Source organism: Pandoraea communis, from assembly GCF_902459745.1.
GTDB lineage: Bacteria > Pseudomonadota > Gammaproteobacteria > Burkholderiales > Burkholderiaceae > Pandoraea > Pandoraea communis.
This window is the reverse complement of sequence record NZ_CABPSJ010000007.1, coordinates 210,311-230,129: the sequence shown is the minus strand read 5'-3', so window position 1 is coordinate 230,129 and position 19,819 is coordinate 210,311. Positions and strand designations below refer to the sequence as shown.

The 19,819-nt window shown below is 56.9% G+C and carries 19 protein-coding genes; 13 read left to right on the top strand and 6 right to left on the bottom strand.

From position 1 onward, the window contains the following. Positions 1-21: 21 nt before the first annotated feature. The 5 genes from PCO31110_RS22575 to PCO31110_RS22560 all read right to left on the bottom strand — a co-directional run bounded on the left by PCO31110_RS22575 (position 22) and on the right by PCO31110_RS22560 (position 3,471). Positions 22-396, bottom strand: a complete 375-nt coding sequence (locus tag PCO31110_RS22575) for a hypothetical protein (protein WP_150691430.1) — start codon at positions 394-396, stop codon at positions 22-24. Further along, the gene (locus tag PCO31110_RS22570) at positions 365-793 is read right to left on the bottom strand and encodes a carboxypeptidase-like regulatory domain-containing protein (RefSeq protein ID WP_150691429.1); all 429 of its coding nucleotides are present in this window, start codon (positions 791-793) and stop codon (positions 365-367) included. The genes PCO31110_RS22575 and PCO31110_RS22570 overlap by 32 nt, the downstream gene beginning before the upstream one ends. Positions 794-1,215: 422 nt before the next feature. After that, positions 1,216-1,392, bottom strand: a complete 177-nt coding sequence (locus PCO31110_RS25785; protein WP_174979707.1) for a hypothetical protein — start codon at positions 1,390-1,392, stop codon at positions 1,216-1,218. Positions 1,393-1,545: 153 nt separating this feature from the next. After that, the gene (locus PCO31110_RS22565; protein WP_150691428.1) at positions 1,546-2,826 is read right to left on the bottom strand and encodes an NRAMP family divalent metal transporter; all 1,281 of its coding nucleotides are present in this window, start codon (positions 2,824-2,826) and stop codon (positions 1,546-1,548) included. A 249-nt stretch (positions 2,827-3,075) separates the two neighbouring features. Beyond that, positions 3,076-3,471 carry a winged helix-turn-helix transcriptional regulator gene (locus PCO31110_RS22560; RefSeq protein WP_010804241.1) on the bottom strand — a complete coding sequence of 132 codons (396 nt, stop codon included), beginning with the start codon at positions 3,469-3,471 and terminating at the stop codon, positions 3,076-3,078. Between the two features lie 163 nt (positions 3,472-3,634). Here PCO31110_RS22560 and PCO31110_RS22555 point away from each other — a divergent pair, with 163 nt between their 5' ends. From PCO31110_RS22555 to PCO31110_RS22535, 5 genes are all read left to right on the top strand, one after another. Beyond that, entirely contained in the window at positions 3,635-4,537 is a 903-nt protein-coding gene (locus PCO31110_RS22555; RefSeq protein WP_217427296.1) for an NmrA/HSCARG family protein, read from the top strand. Between the two features lie 345 nt (positions 4,538-4,882). After that, a complete protein-coding gene (locus tag PCO31110_RS22550) occupies positions 4,883-5,275 on the top strand; it encodes a hypothetical protein (RefSeq protein ID WP_010804243.1) in 393 nt (130 codons plus the stop codon). A 458-nt stretch (positions 5,276-5,733) separates the two neighbouring features. After that, positions 5,734-7,044 carry an ArgE/DapE family deacylase gene (locus PCO31110_RS22545; protein WP_217427295.1) on the top strand — a complete coding sequence of 437 codons (1,311 nt, stop codon included), beginning with the start codon at positions 5,734-5,736 and terminating at the stop codon, positions 7,042-7,044. Beyond that, positions 7,041-8,126 carry a phosphotransferase gene (locus PCO31110_RS22540; protein WP_150691426.1) on the top strand — a complete coding sequence of 362 codons (1,086 nt, stop codon included), beginning with the start codon at positions 7,041-7,043 and terminating at the stop codon, positions 8,124-8,126. Before PCO31110_RS22545 ends, PCO31110_RS22540 begins: the two co-directional genes overlap by 4 nt. After that, complete coding sequence (locus PCO31110_RS22535) at positions 8,113-9,441, top strand: aspartate aminotransferase family protein (RefSeq protein WP_150691425.1); 1,329 nt, start codon at positions 8,113-8,115, stop codon at positions 9,439-9,441. Before PCO31110_RS22540 ends, PCO31110_RS22535 begins: the two co-directional genes overlap by 14 nt. A gap of 19 nt (positions 9,442-9,460) precedes the next feature. Here the strand turns inward: PCO31110_RS22535 and pdxR are convergent, their stop codons facing one another. Then, complete coding sequence (pdxR, locus tag PCO31110_RS22530; RefSeq protein WP_150691424.1) at positions 9,461-10,945, bottom strand: MocR-like pyridoxine biosynthesis transcription factor PdxR; 1,485 nt, start codon at positions 10,943-10,945, stop codon at positions 9,461-9,463. Between the two features lie 176 nt (positions 10,946-11,121). On the opposite strand from pdxR, the gene PCO31110_RS22525 reads away from it, so the two are divergent. The 8 genes from PCO31110_RS22525 (at position 11,122) to PCO31110_RS22490 (ending at position 19,818) form a co-directional block, all read left to right on the top strand. Next, positions 11,122-12,435: an MFS transporter gene (locus PCO31110_RS22525; protein WP_150691423.1), complete on the top strand. Its 1,314-nt coding sequence runs from the start codon at positions 11,122-11,124 to the stop codon at positions 12,433-12,435. A 440-nt stretch (positions 12,436-12,875) separates the two neighbouring features. Beyond that, positions 12,876-13,970: an ABC transporter substrate-binding protein gene (locus PCO31110_RS22520; protein ID WP_010804250.1), complete on the top strand. Its 1,095-nt coding sequence runs from the start codon at positions 12,876-12,878 to the stop codon at positions 13,968-13,970. 31 nt (positions 13,971-14,001) lie between these two features. After that, complete coding sequence (locus PCO31110_RS22515) at positions 14,002-14,913, top strand: LysR family transcriptional regulator (RefSeq protein ID WP_174979704.1); 912 nt, start codon at positions 14,002-14,004, stop codon at positions 14,911-14,913. Next, the gene (locus PCO31110_RS22510; protein ID WP_246189939.1) at positions 14,910-15,719 is read left to right on the top strand and encodes an ABC transporter ATP-binding protein; all 810 of its coding nucleotides are present in this window, start codon (positions 14,910-14,912) and stop codon (positions 15,717-15,719) included. Before PCO31110_RS22515 ends, PCO31110_RS22510 begins: the two co-directional genes overlap by 4 nt. Next, entirely contained in the window at positions 15,719-16,513 is a 795-nt protein-coding gene (locus tag PCO31110_RS22505; protein ID WP_150691421.1) for an ABC transporter permease, read from the top strand. The genes PCO31110_RS22510 and PCO31110_RS22505 overlap by 1 nt, the downstream gene beginning before the upstream one ends. Before the next feature lie 79 nt (positions 16,514-16,592). Continuing rightward, entirely contained in the window at positions 16,593-17,750 is a 1,158-nt protein-coding gene (locus PCO31110_RS22500) for a porin (protein ID WP_081636272.1), read from the top strand. 168 nt (positions 17,751-17,918) lie between these two features. Continuing rightward, positions 17,919-18,878, top strand: a complete 960-nt coding sequence (locus tag PCO31110_RS22495) for an isopenicillin N synthase family dioxygenase (protein WP_036662848.1) — start codon at positions 17,919-17,921, stop codon at positions 18,876-18,878. A 28-nt stretch (positions 18,879-18,906) separates the two neighbouring features. Beyond that, positions 18,907-19,818 (top strand): NAD(P)-dependent oxidoreductase, encoded by a 912-nt coding sequence (locus PCO31110_RS22490; protein WP_036662850.1) that lies wholly within the window; start codon positions 18,907-18,909, stop codon positions 19,816-19,818. The last annotated feature ends 1 nt before the right edge of the window (position 19,819 follow it).

Genomic DNA, 19,819 nt, shown 5'->3' with positions numbered 1-19,819 from the left:
CGATGTCTCTGTCAGGAACCACTACGGCGCGGCCTTGAGCGACTGAGTTGGTACTGGTCGCTGCCGTACCCCGCTGGCCAGGCGGTCAATGACGATGATCGGGATGCTCCGCAGCATGCCGGCAATTCCCCAGAGCCCCCCCCAAAAAATCTTCTTGGCTAGCGATGGTCCCGCCAAATGCACGAGCTTTTGCTTGAACGTGCCGCCACTAACCAGGAGAAAGAACGCCAGCGTCGGGGACAGGTCCGAGGCTTGATTTGCCGCTGTCTCTATCGCGCCCGCTGCCGCTTTCCCACCGCAACTCGGGCGGCTGTCCTTACCGATGCATTCGGGGACACCGGTGATTATTACCCGTGAGCGCTGATTATCGAGACCAGAGAAACGTTTGATGAGCATGGGCGCGACTTGAGACGTTGACGGCATGCTTTTTCATGACGCCCTCGTAACTCGCCGTAACCGTGTAGCGCCCATCCGGAAGCGACGCCAGCATGAACGGTCCATCGGACTGCGTCGTCAGAATCATGTTTCCACGATTATCTGAAATCGTTACGGGGATATCCGAGAGATATTCATTGCCGTTGTTTGCCGTCCTGCCGACAAAGGTCAGAACGAGCGGGTAATTGTGCATGGCATCCTTGATCGCCAGGGATTGCTCCAGTCCGATCCCCCCCGACAGGTACGTCACCGCGCCGGACTGCTGTGTTGGCGGCAAGACTTCCGCCGCCATTGCCACGCCCACGCTCAATGTCAGCCCGAAGGCTGTGCAAAGCCGCAAGATGTATTGATGTTTCATATCGATCTCCCAAGGGGGGCGATTACGACGCATTCGCCGCTATCGGCGACGCCCGATTCTCATTTGCAGGCCGAGCCCTGCACTCGCCATATGGGCGCGTAATTTCTCCGTCGCCATGTGCGATGAGCGATACCGGACGGACGCCTCGTGACGCCGACAGGCAAAACGTTTGAGCCTCGGGAATGAGCGCGCGCTGGAGTCTACGGAGAGGGTTCTGACACCCAGAACGAAAAACTCATGCCCCGTAGTCGTAGGGACGATCGTCCGCCTTCCTCCTCCCACACGCGAACTGCCGCCTGATACAGATCTCGCTCCTGTCTGATCAAAGACAGTCGCGTCTCTCGGATTGCCAGATGCAGCGCAATCATTCGCTTGCTCAAGTGTTTGTGGTCTCTCATGATCATTGTCCGTGCCCGTGATTTTCAGGCCTTGATATGAATGAATTCACGTCCTGAGTTTCCATCACGCTTTTCACGATAGGCAAAACGGCGACGATGGTCGGTACGTGAGCGTACGAAGAGAGAGACTTGCAGGGCACCGGCATCGTGTCTGATATCGAACAGACGCCGAAACCGGCGTTCACAGAGCATGGCAATCACGTCGCGCTCTTCGGCGTGCAACTCCCAGTGGACACCGGTCTCATGGCAGAGCGCAGCGTCATCGACAGCTATCGTGCGATTGTCGAGTATCCGGGGGAGCAAGATCCGACGACGCGTCTCTTGAGAGAGCGTACTTCCAGACTCGCCGCCGTCTCACCGTCCCCATGTGGCGAACATGATGACGACGGCGCTGGCCATTGTGCCCGTGGCCAACCACCCCAGCGCCTTGAGACGCAGGCTTATCGTGAATTTCCCCATGACGTCTGGCCTTGCCGCGATCAACATCACGATCACCATGATCGGGACGGCAATCACACCGTTGATCACGGCGCTCCAGAAAAGCGCTTTGATGGGGTCGATGGGGGTGAAATTCAGGGCGACGCCGAGCAGGATCGCGAGCGTTAATATGGCGTAGAAGCCCCGTGCCTGCATGACTTCGCGCCCTAGGCCAATGCGCCACTGGAAGGCCTCGGCCACCGCGTAGGCAGACGCCCCGGCCAACACAGGCACTGCCAACAAACCGCATCCGATAATGCCAGCGGAAAACAGCAGAAAGGCAAATTCCCCGGCCAGGGGGCGAAGGGCGGCGGCCGCCTGTGTCGAGGTCTGGATATCTCTGACCCCATGCTGATATAGCGTGACTGCCGCCGTCAGTATGATGAAAAAGGCGATCACGTTCGAGAGCGCCATACCGATATAGGTGTCGAGCCTGATGCGTCGCAAAGTTCGCCAAGCCTGCGATGGCGCCTCGATAAGCGGCTCCTGCCCCTGCGTCGCGCGTTGAACTTCGACCTCCTGAGAGGCTTGCCAGAAGAACATGTAAGGGCTGATGGTCGTGCCGAATACCGCGACTATTGCCACGATGTAGCCGATATGGAATGACACGTCAGGCACCACTGTCCGATACAGCACGGCCCCCCACGAAACTTTGACGCTGAAAGCCGTAGCGACATAAGCGAGCAGCGCCAGCGTCAGCGCCTTGAGAATCGGGGCGTAACGCGGAAACGGTATGAAGACCTGCAACGTGAGCGAAACCACGCCGAACGCGACCGCGTACCAGACCGCCGGACCACCGATCAGCAGCTTCAATGCCGCGCCCATCGCACCGACATCCGCTGCGATATTGATCGTATTGGCCACGAGTAAGAGTCCGACGAGGACATACAGGATCCAGGCGGGGTAGTGCTTGCGAACGTTTGCAGCGATACCGTCACCGGTAACGCGTCCGATTTGGGCGCTAACGATCTGAATCCCGATCATGAACGGATACGTGAGCAAAGCCGTCCACAACAAGCCATACCCGAATGCAGCGCCCACCTGCGAGTAGGTGGCAACGCCGCTCGGGTCATCGTCTGCCGCGCCTGTAATCAGGCCGGGACCCAGCTTCTCCCAAAGCGATTGATTCTTATGGAGTGCTATGCGATCTAGAGGCACGATACCCGCCGAGAGAGACTGACCCGTTGTCTGTGTCACGTTAAATAAGTTTGACGATCTCGTCGGTACGCTATCGGACAAGGGCAAAGACGGTCTTTGCCCGGTTTCGGGGGAGGCGGGCGCTACTGGCGCTCGAATAATCGAACTCACTCGCGTTTCGTACGGCAACGAACTAGCTTTGACCCAGTCAAGCAAGCGCGCAGCACGTACTACTACCGTAGCGTCCGATCGCTAAGTCCACCGGCGCGGCTACCGGTCTTCCACTCCCGATCGAGTCGGTAGCGGGTGCTCTTGCTGCGCGACAAATACCCGTCGCGCAGCCTGGACCTCGTCTCGATGCTGCTCCGCCCAATGCAACAACGCGCGTAACTGAGGTTCGAGCGAACGCCCAAGACGTGAAATCTCGTAAGAGACTGCAACGGGGGCGGTGCTCACGACGGTGCGATTGATAAAGCCGTTGTATTCAAGTCGACGTAGGCACTGCGTCAGTGCTTTTTGCGTAACGCCGGGGTTTGCCCGACGTATGGCATTAAACCTCATCGGTCCACCGCAGAGAGAATCGAGAACGAGCAACGTCCACTTCGTGGTGATCTCTTCAAGCACCAAACGATTCAGTTCGAGTTCTTCATGGGATGACGCAGCCATCGGTTGGGATACTCCAGGAAACTTGGTAGCTTTGCGGTGCGTAATTGCATTCAGGTATCAAATGTATACCATAAAGACTCCTTGAAAATGAAGATGTTGAGGGAGTTCTATGGATCGAACAGTGAAGCCGACGGCCCCGAATACCCGGCCCAACAGACCGACAGTGCTCGTATTTGGCGCGACCGGTCAGCAAGGTGGGGCAGTCGCATCGGCCCTTAGTGCCGATGGGTGGTGCGTGAGGGCACTGGTACGCAACAAGGATGGCGACAAGGCCCAGTCGCTGGTCTCGATGGGGGTCGAAATCGTGCAGGGCGACATGGCGGATCGCAATTCGATCAGGCACGCAATGGAGGGCGCGTACGGTGTTTTCAGTGTTCAGCCAAGTTCTGGGCAGGGGGCTGCCTACGGCGTGTCCGACGATCAGGAAGTTGCCTATGGGAAGGCAATCGCCGACGAAGCCATGCGAGCGAAGGTGCAGCATCTTGTCTACAACTCGGTCAACGCGGCCGGGCCCGTGGCAACGGGCATGGGCCACTTCGACAGCAAGTCGGAAATTGAGGCGCACATTCGACAGTTGCCGATACGGAGCACTATTGTGCGTCCCTCGACCTTTATGGAGTTGCTGATGCTGCCGGGGATGGGCCTCGAGGAGGATCAGTTCACGTTCTTTCTTCGCATGAACCAGCCCGGTCAAGTCATTGCGGTCAGCGATATCGGAAAGATCGTTGCGAAAATCTTCGCAGCCCCGGAACGGAATGCGGCGCGAACCATTGAAATCGCTGGCGACACGCTCACGGGGGTAAGTCTGCAGAACAGCTTGAGCCGTGCTGCCGAAGCCCGGATCACCTATCACCGGTTTTCGGACAGCTTGCTCGCGCAGAGTCCCTTCCTTGGGCGCCTTGCCGCACTGTTTGACGATGGACGACTGGCGGGGCGGGCGAACGTTGCCGCTTTGAACCAAGAGTTCGGTACGCTGCTGACTTTCGATGCATGGCTGGCGACACAAGGAAGACCGCTATTCGAAAGCGCGCGAAACGCCAAGAATTCGTCGATAGCCCTGAGATAGCTCCCTTGGCGGCAGTGCGTCTTGATCTCGATATAGCGGATAAATAGCGAGGCCACCCGCAGGGGCTTCAATTCCGCGCAGATCAAGGCGGCGAGTGCGCCGGTCGCAGGTTTCGTCAGCGGCTGTGTCGATACCGGATGGTTGCGGGCGACACCCCCGCCGAGACGAAAATCGGTCGTCCAGTAACAATTCGAAACCTTGATCTTGCGATCGTGACTCGAATTCCCTTGGCCCCTGTGGAACGAAGTTCATATAGTTTCGATAGCGACAACCGGCGTCCGGCCGGGGATGTCGCGTCCGCCCCACGCGGGGCATTCGATCATTCCCTTTGCATAAAGGTGTTACATGGACGTTCAGCAACTGGTTTCCGAGTTTCTCGCCTCCGAGCATGGCAACCAGGCAACGCAGGCCTTGGCGGCCCAAGGAATCAGCGGCGACGACGCACAACAAATGTTGAGTCAGGCGGCCGAAGCTGCTCACAGCAGCGCCGACGAACAAAGCGGCGGCGGTTTGATGGGCGAACACTCGGGGAAGAGTTTCCTGGCAGGGTTTGCGGCGGGTCTGGTGCGCGGCGACGGCTTCTTCAAGTCACTGGAGGACGGCGGGGCAGGGATGCTGACCGGCCGGGTCGCCGAAGCGTTGGCGAGCCGGATGGGCATTGACCCGTCGACGGCTTCGAGCGTCGCAGCCGCTGCTACACCCTATATCTTGGCGTTCATGAAGGAGAAATTCGCTTAAACCCAGCACTGGATCGCGCCGCGAAACCGGAGCGTTCTTTTCTTGCAAGCGGGTTGTTCACAGGGCTGTCTCCGACAGCCCTGTTCCGTTTGAGGTCATCACACGGCTTACCCTTGCAGCATTGCCCGGGTCATCTTCCGGTCCAGCATCGGTGGAATGGCATCGATGTACCGGCGTCCCGCTGCTTCCACCGGCAGGACATCGACTCATCCGCGACCGTCCATAAGAAAAACATCAAAGTGGCTATACAGGATATTTTGGAAAAAAAATAATATTAAGTCCTCTTTGAGTGTGTGAATACGCGGAGCGGACATGCAGTTGAAAGTCAATGGAGATCGTCCTTGGGAGCGCTTGATGCGCCTCGGAGACATCGGCGAGACGGAAAAGGGGGGATCACGCCGACTGGCGTTGTCCGATGTGCTTCGGAATGCGCTCGTGACGGCGACGGGAGGTGCAGCATGACCCATGTCGAATCCCGACTGTCCGAAATGCTGAAGGACCCACTTTGTGCTGCCGTCGACGCCGGGTTCGATGCGCAGGTGGCCTTGTTGGCGGATCTGGTAAAGATCCCCTCCCAGCGCGGCGAGGAATCACAGGCTCAAGCCTTCATGGCAGATGTCTATCGACACCGTGGCTATGACGTCGACTCCTGGAAGATCGATGTTGACGAGATCCGTGCGTTGCCCGGCTTCTCACCGGTCGCGGTCTCCTATGACAATGCGATCAATGTCGTGGGCACGCATCGGAGCCATAGTGGCACAGGGCGCTCACTGATCATGAACGGTCACATCGACGTCGTGCCCGTAGGGCCGACGAATCGCTGGACAAGGGACCCTTACGGCGCCGAGATCGTGAACGGCTGGATGTACGGGCGCGGCGCCGGCGACATGAAGGCCGGATTGCTGGCCTGTGTCGCCGCCATGGATGCGTTGGGTCGCATCGGCTTTCAGCCGGCGGCCGATGTTTTCCTGCAGTCTGTGGTGGAGGAAGAGTGCACCGGCAATGGTGCATTGGCGTGTCTCGCCCGCGGATATCGGGCCGACGCTGCCCTCATTCCGGAACCGCTCGAACCCAAACTGCTGCGTGCACAAGTCGGTCCGATCTGGTTTCAGGTTCAGGTCGAGGGCGATCCGCAGCACGCCTCGGCTGCATTCTCCGGTGGTGGTGCCAACGCGATCGAGAAGGCGATGTACCTCATCGAGTGTCTCAAAACGCTGGAGACCCGATGGAATGACCGCAAGGTGCACCACAAGCACTTCTGTGACCATCCGCACCCCATCCGTTTCAATCTGGGCAAGATCGCCGGTGGTGACTGGCCGTCAAGTGTGCCTGCCTGGTGCAATTTCGACATGCGCGTGGCCGTCTATCCGGGGCAGCGTCTGGCCGACACGCGCGCCGAAATCGAAGCATTCATCGCAGAAGCTGCCGCTGGCGACGACTTCCTTCGCGATCACCCGCCACGCGTCATCTATCACGGCTTTATGGCGGATGGGTACGCATTGGAGAACGCCGAAGACGTGGAGTCGGTGCTTCGCCTGGCACATGAATCGGTGTTCCGTGAGCCGTTGCTCGAACACGCGACGTCCGCAGCGACCGATGCACGGTTCTTCGGTCTGTATGCGGACACGCCGGCCATCGTCTACGGCCCCCGGTGCCGTATGCCTCACGGCTATGACGAAGCCGTCGATCTGGCGTCGCTCAAACAGGTAACCAAGACGCTCGCGCTCTTCATCGCAGGTTGGTGTGGTCTCGAGGAAAAGCGGCAATGAAGCACGAAAATCTCGAATTCATGGCAGATGAAGTACTTAATACGCGAGTAGAAAAATGGAGCCTTGCACAGGTCCGGGAGGTCGCCCGCGACGTATTCGACGTTGACGGCGAGATCACCGCGCTGACTGGCGAGCGCGACCAGAACTTCCAGGTGAAGACGAGCACTGGCGTCGACTACCTGCTCAAGGTGACCCATCCGGCAGAAGCGCGCGAGGTCACGATGTTTCAGACGAAGGTGCAGGGGCGGCTGATGGCGGCCACCAACGCGTTACCGGTGCCGCACATCGTCCGGGCCAAGGATGGACAACTGATCCACTGGCATACGGATCGGACCGGCGCCAGTCACGCCGTGAGACTCATGACGTTCCTGCCGGGCGTGCCGCTCTACAAGGTGGAGCGCAGCACCGCCCAACGTATTGCACTTGGCCGGGCGTTGGCACAGCTCGACATGGCACTGACGGGCTTCGACATCGAACAGCCGTATCAGACGTTCCTGTGGGACACACAACGGGCTGATCAGCTCCGTGGGCTGCTGCCGTTCATCGAGGACGGGGAGCGCCGCAAGCTCGCGCAACGTCTCATGGACCGTTTTGCGCATGAGGTTCGACCGCAATTGGTGCACCTGCGGCGTCAGGTGATTCACAACGACCTGAATGCATACAACGTCATGGTCGACGCGGTGTGCCACGACAAGGTGACCGGCATCCTCGACTTCGGCGATATCGTCATCGGTCCGCTGGTGTTCGACGTGGGCGTCGCTGCAGCCTATCAACTGGCCCCGACCGGCAATCCGCTGATCAGCGCCGGTGAGTTCATTGCCGGGTACCACGCGACCCACCCGCTGACCGACGAGGAAATCGATCTGTTGCCGGACCTGATTGCCACGCGACTGCTGACGACCGTGGCAATTACCGGATGGCGTGCAACGCTGCATCCCGAGAACCGCGAATACATCCTGCGCAACAACCCGCTGTCATGGGATGGTCTGCTGCGCATTTCGACAATGTCGAGAAATGAAACTGCCGGCACGATTCGTCGTGCCATTGAAACGTTTGAGGAGTGCAAGCATGTCAATGGATGAAGCGATGCTCAATGCGTTCGACCCCAGCCAGGTCGAAGGGCTGGACGCCAATGAAAAGAAGATGATCGAGCGTCGCCGCAAACTACTTGGCCCGTCGTACCGCCTGTTCTACGAGCGTCCCGTGCAGTTCGTCAGCGGGAAGGGCGTGCGCCTTTACGACAAGGCCGGCAACGAGTATCTGGATGCATATAACAACGTCGCGTCGGTCGGGCATGCTCACCCCCGTGTGGTTGCCGCGATCGCCGAGCAAGCTGCAACGCTGAACACGCATACCCGTTATCTGCACGACGGCATTCTCAACTATGCAGATCGGCTGCTGGCAACGTTTCCGGCCGAGCTGTCGCAGGTGATGTTCACGTGTACCGGCAGTGAGGCGAATGACTTGGCGTTGCGCGTGGCACGCCGTCACACAGGCGGTTCGGGGATCATCGTCACGAAGCTGGCATATCACGGCGTGACGGCATCTGTTGCGGCAGTCTCGCCCTCGCTCGGCGCTGCTGTTCCGCTGGGGATCGACGTCCGTACCGTGCTGGCACCCGATGCTTATCGCGAACCGAATGGGGACCTGGCGACGGCGCTGGCCGAGCGCGTCCGGGCGGCAGTGGACGATCTGAAGCGTCACGGCATCAGGCCGGCCGCGCTGCTGGTCGACACGATCTTCTCCAGCGATGGCGTGTTCAGCCACCCGATGGGTGTGCTTTCGAAGGCAGTCGATGTGATTCGCAAGGCCGGTGGCGTATTCATCGCGGACGAGGTGCAGGCAGGCTTCGGCCGCACCGGATCTGCCATGTGGGGCTTCCAGCGTCACTCGGTGGTGCCGGATATCGTCACGATGGGCAAGCCCATGGGCAACGGTCACCCGATCGCGGCGATGGTCGTCAAACCTGAAGTGATCAAGGTGTTTGGCGAGGAAGCTCGATACTTCAATACCTTTGGCGGCAATCCGGTATCTTGCGCGGCCGCGATGGCTACGCTCGATGTCCTTCAGTCCGAGGGGCTGCAAGAGAATGCCGCCAAAGCAGGCGAGCGTCTGCGTGCCGGGTTCCGTGCCCTGGCGAAGCAGCACGAAATCATTGGCGACGTCCGCGGTGATGGGCTGTTCATCGGGGTCGAGTTGGTGAAGGATCGCGCCACGAAAGCACCTGCACGCGAAGAAACGAACTGGTTCGTCAATGCCATGCGCGACGAACGCGTTCTGCTCAGCGCGACCGGCCTGCATGGCAACGTATTGAAGATCCGCCCACCGCTGGCTTTTACCCCGGCCGATGCCGACATCTTGCTCGATGCGGCAGCCCGGGTGCTGGCACGCCGCTGACCCGTGGGAGGCCGCCTGCCTATCGGTGGGACGGCTTCGAAGCCATCTCGATGGCCTGGGCAAGCCTCTTCACACCCGGACCGATCGCCTCCATCGACACGCCGCCGAAGCCGAGCACGATCGCGTTTCGGTTCGGCGACGGTGCGTCCGAGACGAGGCGCGGCTTTCCGAGAATCAGCCCCAGACGCGTGGCTTCATCTCGCAAGCGTTGAATCTGGACCTCCTTGCCGAGGCGCCCGAACACGTGCAAGCCCGATTTCGCACTGGAAAGCGTCAGTGCGTCACCGATTTCCTGCTCGATAACGTCACGCATCAACTGCTGCCGGGCAGCGTACTCCACCCGCATGCGCCGGATGTGCTGCGACAGGTGGCCTTCGGAAATGAGGTCTGCAAGTGCGGCTTGCGTGTGGAGTTGGCCAGGGCGATAAATCTCGACACACGCCGCAGAGAAGCTACGGGCCAGATGCTGCGGCACAACCATATAGCTCATGCGCATGCCTGGGAATGTCGCCTTACTGAACGTTCCCATGTAGATGACGTGCCCGTCCGTATCCAACCCCTGAAGGGAAGGCAAGGGCGCGCCGTCATACCGAAACTCGCTGTCGTAGTCATCCTCCAGAATCCAGAGTCCCAGCTTGCGCGCACGCTCCAGAAGCGCCAGACGCCGGCTGAGTGGCATTACGACACCCGTCGGGTATTGATGAGATGGGCTGACTGCTGCTAACCGGGTACGTTTGGACAACTTGCTCGCTCGCAGGTTGGCACCTTGGTCGTCGAGAACGAGCGGATCGACATGCAGCCCTGCGGCGGCAAGCACTGACGGAAATGCCCAGTGACAGGGGTTCTCGACCAGCACGCGATCTCCGACGTCAGTCAACAGGCGCGCGCACAGGTCGATCGACTGGTGCGTTCCCGACGTAATGACGACCTGACTGGGGTCGCAGACGACCGAGCGAGAAATGCCAAGATAGTTGGCAATGGCCTCACGTAACGGCAGATAGCCAGCCCCCTCCATCGCATACCCGGACAACGGCAGATTGGCACGGGCGATGTGTCGCGTTAGCAGCCGCTTCCAGATATGAAAGGGAAACATCGTCGCGTCGGCGACGCCAGGTACGAACGCCCCCGCGTGGTACGGAATGCCGCCAGGGCCTTTGGCCAGCTGCTCTCCGCGCCGGGAAAGCGAGGTCCATGGTTTCGCCGGGGCCGTCTGATCGGGAGCGGTGCGAGGCATCGCCCCTGTCTGCGCCACAAATGTGCCGCTACCGCTCATCGCCGTGAGATACGACTCAGTCACAAGTCGATCGTACGCGAGCGATACGGTGATTCGCGAGATGCCCAACTCCAGCGCCAGCTGGCGAGACGAGGGAATCTTCTGGCCCGGAACGAGTGTGTGATCGAGCACGGCTCGGCGCACGACTTCGTAGATTTGACGCTGCAACGAGTGGACCGAATCGCGCGAAAGGGCGCTCGACAGCAGGTCGGAGAGCAACACTTCTTTCATGGGGAAGTGGACTTAGAACCGGTATTTTGGTGGCTATATAAGTTATAGCCATCGACTGCTATCGTCAACGATAGAAATTCACATTGCCTACGCTTGTGAACCTTTCAAGAGTGCTGGCAACCGGCAGCCCAGCGGCAAACCAACTGATCTGACTGAATAGAAATCAGGGGACGTTAATGAACAAGACAGCAGAGCATCAACCTTTCCGGGCGGCACTTGCCGCATTCTTCGGAACGATGATCGAGTGGTACGACTTTTACTGTTACGGAACCGCCGCAGCCCTTGTGTTTGGCGACGTGTTCTTTGCGACCGGCGATCCATTGATGGGGACGCTTGCGTCCTTGGGGACGTTTGCCGTGGGGTTTGTCGCGCGCCCCTTCGGCGCGCTGATCTTCGGTCACCTGGGCGACAAGATCGGGCGCAAGCGAAGTCTGATCATCACGCTCGTACTGATGGGTGCCGCTACGACGCTCATCGGTTTGATTCCGAGCTACCACTCCATAGGCATCAGTGCCGCCGTCATTCTGGTACTGCTGCGTTTGCTGCAAGGTATTGCCGTTGGCGGCGAGTGGGGCGGGGCGGTGCTGATCGCCAGTGAGCACGCTCCGGAGAAATGGCGAACCATCATTGCTTCGGCTCCCCAGTACGGCAGTCCGGTCGGCCTGATTCTCGCAACACTCATTTTCCGAGTGGTGTCGGGCCTGCCGCAATCCGATTACCTGTCCTGGGGTTGGCGCATTCCGTTCCTGATCAGCGGCATTCTGGTCGTGGTTGCGTTCATCATTCGCCGGAACGTCAACGAGAGTCCCGAGCTTGAACGCCGCAAGGCTGAAGGCAAGATCAGCGACGTCTCCCCGGTGCGCCTGGTGTTCCGCACCCACAAGAAAGCACTGTTCCTCGGCATCGCCTTGTGCATGCTGGGCATCTCGGGCTTTTATTTCATCACGACGCTGATGATCACGTTCACGACGACGTATCTGAAGGTCTCCAAGCCGGATATTCTGGACATCATTGCATGGACCGGGGTGGTTGAACTCTTGAGCTTCCCGATAGGCTCGTACATCGCTCATCGGATCGGCGAGCGCAAGTTCCTGATGTTCATCACGGGTGCCGCGATGCTGTGGGCATTGCCGATGATGCAACTTGTGAGTTCCGGCAACATCGGCAATATCTCGGTCGCAATTCTGGTGGCGACGACGTTCATCGGCGGGTACTACGCGGTGCTGTCTGCCTACCTGCCGCGGGCATTCCCGGTCGAGATGCGCTACACGGGTATTTCGCTGAGCTTCCAGCTCTGCGGTGCGATCTTCGGCGGAACGACGCCACTGATCGGCCTATGGGTGGCCAAGACGTTCGGCGCGCAATGGCTGCCGCTGGGCATCATGTTCCTCGTCATCACCGGTGCAACGTTCCTGGGCGCGGCTTTCCTGCCCAATAAGGAAAGCGTACGTTCGGACGAGATGGGGGCAGGGACTCTGCATTCAGCGTAAATCAGGAAACAGAGGTCTTTGGAGAGCCATCGCTTTCGGCGTGTCGTTAGCGTAGGAGACGCCTTCTAACGGCGGGCGTGGGGTTGCAAACATTCCCCGCGGCGTCTCCTCCCATTAGCGCGTTCTCTGCTTGAGTGTTACCGCTGGGCCAATAGCCACCGACGCGAGATGGAGAATCACCTCCTTCGAGCAGCAATTAGCTGTCCCTGCTGTGAAAATGGCCTTCCCCACGACGTGCCTACCATCGGTCGTGGGCAATTCTTCCACCCCTCCCGGTCTGCCCCCTCTGCATCAAACTACTCCCGGATCCGCGCCGGAAGAAGGGCTGCCGTCCGCTGCCAAATGTTCTAATTTCGAGAACACTAATAAAAAAAAACGGCACATTTCCGTTTTTTTTTGCGTGCTACCTTGGTCATACCCACTGACCTTGAGCCACATCAATGTTCAACTCGAAATTTTCTAAACTCCGGAAGTTTGCTTTTGCCACGGCGTGTGTCGCTGTGCTGATGCACGCGGCATCTGCGGCGCCGCTCAAAAAGGTCTCCATTGCCGTCGGCTCTCAAGTTCTAAACGTCACTTATCCGTGGCTGTTGATGCCAAAGGTCTTGGGCTACTGGCAATCCATGGGGTATGACGTTGACATTGTTGGGCTTTCGGGCTCGACACAGGCTCTGCAACAAATGGCGGCCGGTGGCGTTCAGTTTGCGCAACTGAACTCGACCGACCTAATTCGAGCTAACTCTGACCGAAAGCTGTCTGTCCGAGCCGTCATGAATACAGGGGTGATTGACTGGGGACTCGCCGTCCTTGCGAACGGCCCGATCAAAAGCGTTGCTCAATTGAAGGGCAAGCGCATTGGGATAGTCAGCTTGGCGACGGGCGGACTCCCCCTGATGCAGTCACTGCTGGCTGAGAACGGGCTTGACCCGCAGCATGACGTCGAAGTAATTGCCACGGGAGCCGGAGCGCCCGCGTTGGATGCCCTCAAGAGCGGCCGAGTTCAAGCGCTAATGTTCTGGCAAACCGCAATAACGGGTTTCGAGAATTCAGGGGCCTCACTTCACGTGTTCCGAGACCCGTCGTGGCAAAAATTGCCCGACTTCACGCTCACCACAATGGCGACCACTGTGAAGACGGCCCCCGAAACAGTCATCGCGATAGCCAAAGGCGCGGCGATGGCAATCGAGTTCACAAATGCGAATCCAGAGTGCGTTCGCAAGCTTCAATGGAAGCACTTCCCTAGCACCAAGCCGACCGGCGTCGACGAAGCAACTGCCGCCAGGTGGGACGATGCCCTACTGAAAAGCCAACTCGCAAGCATGAACTCCGCCTTCGTCATGAACGGAGCCAAATATATTGGCGCAACCGATCCGGCGGGGATAGATCGCATGCAGCAATTCATGGTTCGCCAAAAGCTTGTCGGATCAGTTGTAACGCCGACGGACATGGTTGTTGACATCCCGAATTTCGTGGCGCGCGTCAACGATTTTGATCACGAGGCAATTAAGGCCGCAGCCCGCAAGTGCGCATTTTAGGCGAAGGCCTTTGGGGGAGGTGGAAAACACCGTGATTATTACGATTCCGTTGAAGTACTTCGCAACGGTTGCGAGAGTTGGATCATTCCGTGGCGCAGCGGAACAACTGTTCGTTGCTGCGTCTGCGGTGAGTCGGCAAGTCGCGCTGTTGGAAGAAGAGTTGGACACGACTTTGTTCGAGCGTAGTCGCGGGCGCAAAACGCTAAAGCTCACTCCTGCGGGCGAGTCGCTGATGAACTACGTCATAGCGCTGGAAAACGAAAGTCGCCGACTGCGATCGAGCATTCAGTCTCTCAAGGGACTCCAGCGAGGAGAGGTTAAGTTAGGAGCGGTTGAGTCATTTTCGCGCACGTTTCTACCTGGTTTTCTCGCCAGCTTCAACGAGAAATACCCAGGAGTGACATATGCCGTGTCAATTCACGCGACTCGCGATCTGGTGTCCCAGGTTATGGACGACACGCTGGATGCGGCGCTTTGTTTCAACCCGGCGCCAACCGTTGGACTAGAGCATCTCGTCGAGGTTGAGTTGAAGGCCGTATTGCTCGTACCGAAAGGACATCCCCTGTTCGAACGAGACTCGGTTCGCATCACGGACTGCGCGGAGTACGGGTTAGTCTGGCCAGATCAATCCATAACCATCAATCAATTTTTGAGCGATACGTTTGCCAAAGCCAATGTCCGCCCTAGGGTGGTTCTGCGGAGCAACTCTTTTGAATTATTAAAAAATTCAGCCGTCAAGGGGCTTGCCTTGGCGGTGGTGAACGAACCGCTGACTATGAGCACAACGGAGATTGATGATTATCGTTATGTGCCGTTTCTGGAGCGGCAAGTGGCAAACCAAAAGATGACATTAAGTGTACGGCGAGGAAGGAATTTGCCGGGGGCATCGATGGCCTTTATCGATATTTTAAAAACTGCGCTCACCAATAGAGAGGAATTGTGAAATCAGGCGATGGTTTTGGTGGCATTGGTAAGGTTCGCACGGCCTTTGCATTTCACGAAATTAAAAAGACTTTTAAAAGCAAAGATGGTAGTGAAATTGTTGCCTTGAAAGACGTCAATTATCACGCCGAACCAGGTCAACTCGTGTCGGTGGTCGGTCCGAGCGGTTGCGGCAAGAGCACTCTGCTGCGAATTTTGGCCGGCATTGAGCGGGCGACGAGTGGACAAGTGCAAATTGCCGGCCGAGAGAGTGTCGGCCCTTCTAAATTCACCGGCATTGTGTTTCAGGCAGCGGTTCTGCTGCCATGGCGGACGGTTTTGGAGAACGTTCTACTGCCGAGCGAAATTCAGAAAAGGGACCTTGGCGCTGCTCGTCGCTTGGCGCTGGAATACCTGGACCTTGTTGGACTGCGGGGCTTTGCGTCGAAGTATCCCAATGAGCTGTCGGGGGGGATGCAACAGCGGGTTGGAATCGCGCGAGCACTCGTGCATAGCCCAACGCTACTTCTAATGGATGAGCCATTCGGGGCCCTCGATGCAATGACCCGAGAGACAATGAACCTCGAACTTCTACGCATTCGTGAACAAACCGGCGCAGCAATCATGCTAGTGACGCATAGCGTTCCCGAGGCGGTATTTCTTGGTGACAGAGTTGTTGTGATGTCACCTCGGCCAGGCCGAATTACGAAAACCATCGACATTGACCTTCCTCGCCAGAGAGATCTGAAAATGATTAATTCGGAACCCTTTGGCACCTATGTTTCCGACATTAGAGAGCACCTAAATGCCACAGGAGGGATTGATTGATGAATCAAGAAAAGCTCGCCAACAAAAACAATCGCCGGTTGCTATGCTTGATTTTTTTCTTGGCTGTGATCGGAGCGTGGCATTTGGCCGTTCGAGTGGCGGCTCCATCATCGTTGATTTTTCCCGGGCCCGGTGATGTTGTTATGCAATTGTTTTCCCAGATTAACTCCGGAGAGCTAAGCAAGCATCTCGGCGTGACGATGTATGAAATTGTGGCCGGATTCATAATCGGATCGGTTCTTGGCTTCCTCCTCGGGGTGGTAGTCGAAGAAATCGAAATCCTTGAGCTTCTAGTGTACCCATATATCGTTGCATTCCAGACGATGCCCAAGGTTGCGATAGCACCGCTTTTTATCGTTTGGTTTGGCTACGGCGCCACATCAAAGGTTGTTATCACGGCCACTATTGCGTTCTTCCCAGTTCTGGCGAATACGATCGTCGGCCTTAGGTCAATTCCTAAGGATCAGGTGGATTTGATGGTCGCCTACACAGCAAGTCGATGGCAAGTGTTTAAGCTGGCCCGCTTGCCCAATGCACTTCCATATGTCTTCACCGGTTTGGATGTCGGTATTGTGTTGGCTGTTATTGGCGCAATTGTTGGGGAGTTCGTAGGGGCGCAGAGTGGTTTGGGTTATTTAATTCTTCAGAAAAACTTCTCGATGGATACAGCTGGAGTTTTTGCCATTCTTATAGTGCTCTCCATCATTGGTTTGGTACTGCATTGGATAGTGAGAGTAGTGGCAAAGAAAGCGCTCTTCTGGGTAAATATGTCTAGCAATACCACGGGGGCCTAATCGAAGGATAGTTCGTCTGTCATTCTTTCGAGGCTAGGCGCCGGCAACTCCGGCACCTGAGAAACTTCTGGCAAATTAAATGGTGAAGTCAGTGAATTTAAAATCAAAATATTTAGTATTCCAAAATATCGGATCGGCAATTTTTGCGATCGCGTCATTTTTTGGCGTCCAAGGTGCCGCGATGGCGCAGAGCAGCGTTAGTATTTACGGCCTTATTTCGGCAGGGGTAGGGTACACCTCAAATTCCGGCGGACGAAATCTCGTTTCCGTCATTAATGGGCCGGAACAGTTGCCGAGATTTGGCTTCAAGGGGCGGGAAGATCTGGGCGGAGGAACATCTGCAATATTTACGCTCGAGAACGGCTTCTCAATAACGAATGGAACGCTTGGACAGGGAAATCGAATGTTTGGCCGTCAAGCGTGGGTCGGGTTGGCGAACCAGCGATGGGGGACCTTCACCGTTGGTCGTCAGTATGACGACATGAGTCAGACGTTGTATTGGAGTGAATCGGCCGTTCTGTTTTCTGCTTTTGGCACCCGCATCGGCGATACGGATAACATCTTCAACACTCTGCGCTTTAACAACTCCGTCAAGTACAAGTCAGCTGACTACAACGGTCTGTCGCTGTCAGGTACGTACGCATTTTCTAACGCGACCGAGTTTTCTAACAACAGCGGTTTCAGTTTTGGTGTGAGCTATGTTCATGGCCCTCTGAAAGTGGGCTTGGCCATGGCTCAGTACAACCGGCCAGCATCGGCTAGCAATGCTTCTGCGGCGGTCGATAGTTCGTCATACGGATATTCATCGCCGTTCACGACGAGTCTGAACGGAAGTTCCGTTCAGGTGCAGCGAAGCATCGCTTTGGGGGCGACCTACGACTTCGGGTTTTTGGCAGCGACGTTGGGCTATAGCAACGTGTTGTTCGACTACATCGACTCGACGGGCTTGCGTGTGCAGAACGCGGAGTTGACGCTTACGCATCAGATCACTCCGGCATGGCTCGTCGGAGCGGCATATATCTATACCGTCGGAGACTACTCTTCCAACCCCCAGGTCCATTACAACCAGTTGAACATCGGTACGGTTTATTCACTTAGCAAACGAACAGACCTTTTCTTGGTGGGAATCGGACAATGGGCAGGTGGAGCTGCAAAGTATGCCCAAATTTACTCCACGACAGCATCTGCCACGCGCAATCAATTTGCCGTAACCAGCGGAATTCGGGTCAAATTCTGAAAAATCTAAATCTTAGAATTTCGCAGATCAAAAACGATAGTTTTTTGATGTTTCTCTGCCTGTTAGACTTGATTAATAAATAGCAATAATTAGATTGTTCGCACAAGGATGTGACAATCTTTGTTTTTTGAACATTCTGTGAGTTTTACAATATTGTTCGGACTGAATATGACTATCACATCAAAAGAGTCGGCTGGCATACCGGTTCTCGATCTTTCGAATTGGCTGGCTGGCGGAGATCCCCGAAATTTAGTTCGTGAACTCTTTAATGCCTGCACAGGAATTGGCTTCTTTTATGTTGCGGGGCACGGAATTTCTCGAGATGTAGTCGACGGAGTATTCAGCAAAACAAAAGAGTACTTTGATCTTCCGGAAGATCTTCGCATGCAGGATAGGGTTGACGAGCGCTTTCGGCGTGGTTATGTGCCGTATGGCATGAATCGACATCAAGGCTTCGACCCTGACTTGAAGGAGAGTTTTGATTTTGCACTTGATCTGCCGCTAACCGACCCTGACGTCGCCGCTGGGCGCCCGTTGCATGGGCCGAACCGATGGCCGGTGCACTTGCCCACACTTCAACCGGCGGCTGAACGTTTTTATGCGGAAGTCTCGGAGCTAGGTTGCCGTCTGCTTCGTCTGTTTGCGCTCAGTCTCGGTGCTGAGGAAGATTTTTTCCTTCAGTGGTTTAAGAAGCCGATGGTCCAAACACGCCTGTTCCACTATCCGCCGCAAATGATGGACGAGTCGAAGGCGCTGGGTGTCGCGCCGCACACTGACTATGGGATGTTGACGCTCCTTGTGCAGGACCCTATCGGCGGCCTTGAGCTTCAAACTCGAGATGGAGAATGGCTTGCCGCACCGTTTATCGAAGACACCTTCGTGGTGAACATCGGCGACATGTTCAAAGTCTGGTCCAACGACTTATTCGTATCTAATATGCATAGAGTCGTGAACCGTACCGGCAAGGAGCGCTATTCTATTCCCACATTCTTTAACCCTGATTTCGACACTCCGGTTGCGTGTCTGCCTCAGTGCCGAAGCGACGAGAATCCAGCCAAATACCCGCCGATTGCAGCCGGTGAATATCTGGTTAAGCGATTTCGAGAAGTCCAGGGGTACAAGGGGTAGGGCTACGAAAGCGATGCTGGAGAATCCGATGAGATATATCGAAGCGAAGGATTACCGTTCCGTAGCCCCCAGAAAAGTGGCATTTATTGGATTGGGGGTGATGGGGGGGGCAATGGCCGCCCACCTTGTTGCAGCGGGGCACCACGTAGTCGTATACAACCGAACTACGTCGAAAGCCATGGATTGGGTTAAGGCGCACGCTACGTCTGGACGTGCGCGGTTGGAGTTCAGTCCGGCATCGGTCGCACGAGGCGCGGATATTGTTATTGCCTGTGTTGGAAACGACAACGATCTGCGTGAAGTTGCTATTGGCTCTGACGGGGCCTTCGATGCAATGCCCGCAGGGGCTGTGTTCGTGGATCATTCGACAGTTTCGGCAACTGTTTCTCGAGAGCTAGCTCAAGTCGCGCAATCGAGGAATTTCGGTTACGTGGATGCGCCGGTGTCGGGGGGAGAGGTGGGGGCGGTAAAAGGCAAGCTGACCATTATGTGTGGAGGCGAAATCGAGCAGGTCTCGTCAATAGAACCCGTCTTGCGAGCTTATGGTGCGATGGTCACCCGCCTTGGGCCCTGCGGGAGTGGCCAAATTGCGAAGATGGTGAACCAAGTCTGCATCGCGGGGTTGGTCCAGGCGCTAAGCGAGGGCATAGCGCTTGGCGAAAAATCCGGGCTTGACATGCCAGCGGTTCTCGCCGTCCTTGCGGGAGGGGCGGCGCATAGCTGGCAAATGGGAAATCGCGGTGAGACGATGATTGCCAGGAAGTTCGATTTCGGATTTGCGGTCGACCACATGCGGAAAGATCTCATGCTAGCCGGGGAGCACGCGAAAACCGTCGGCGCAAGTCTGCCAGTAGCGAGCCTTGTCGACCAATTTTACGCGGATGTTCAGCGTATGGGTGGGGGCCGCTGGGATACGTCAAGTCTCATTGCCCGTCTTTGAT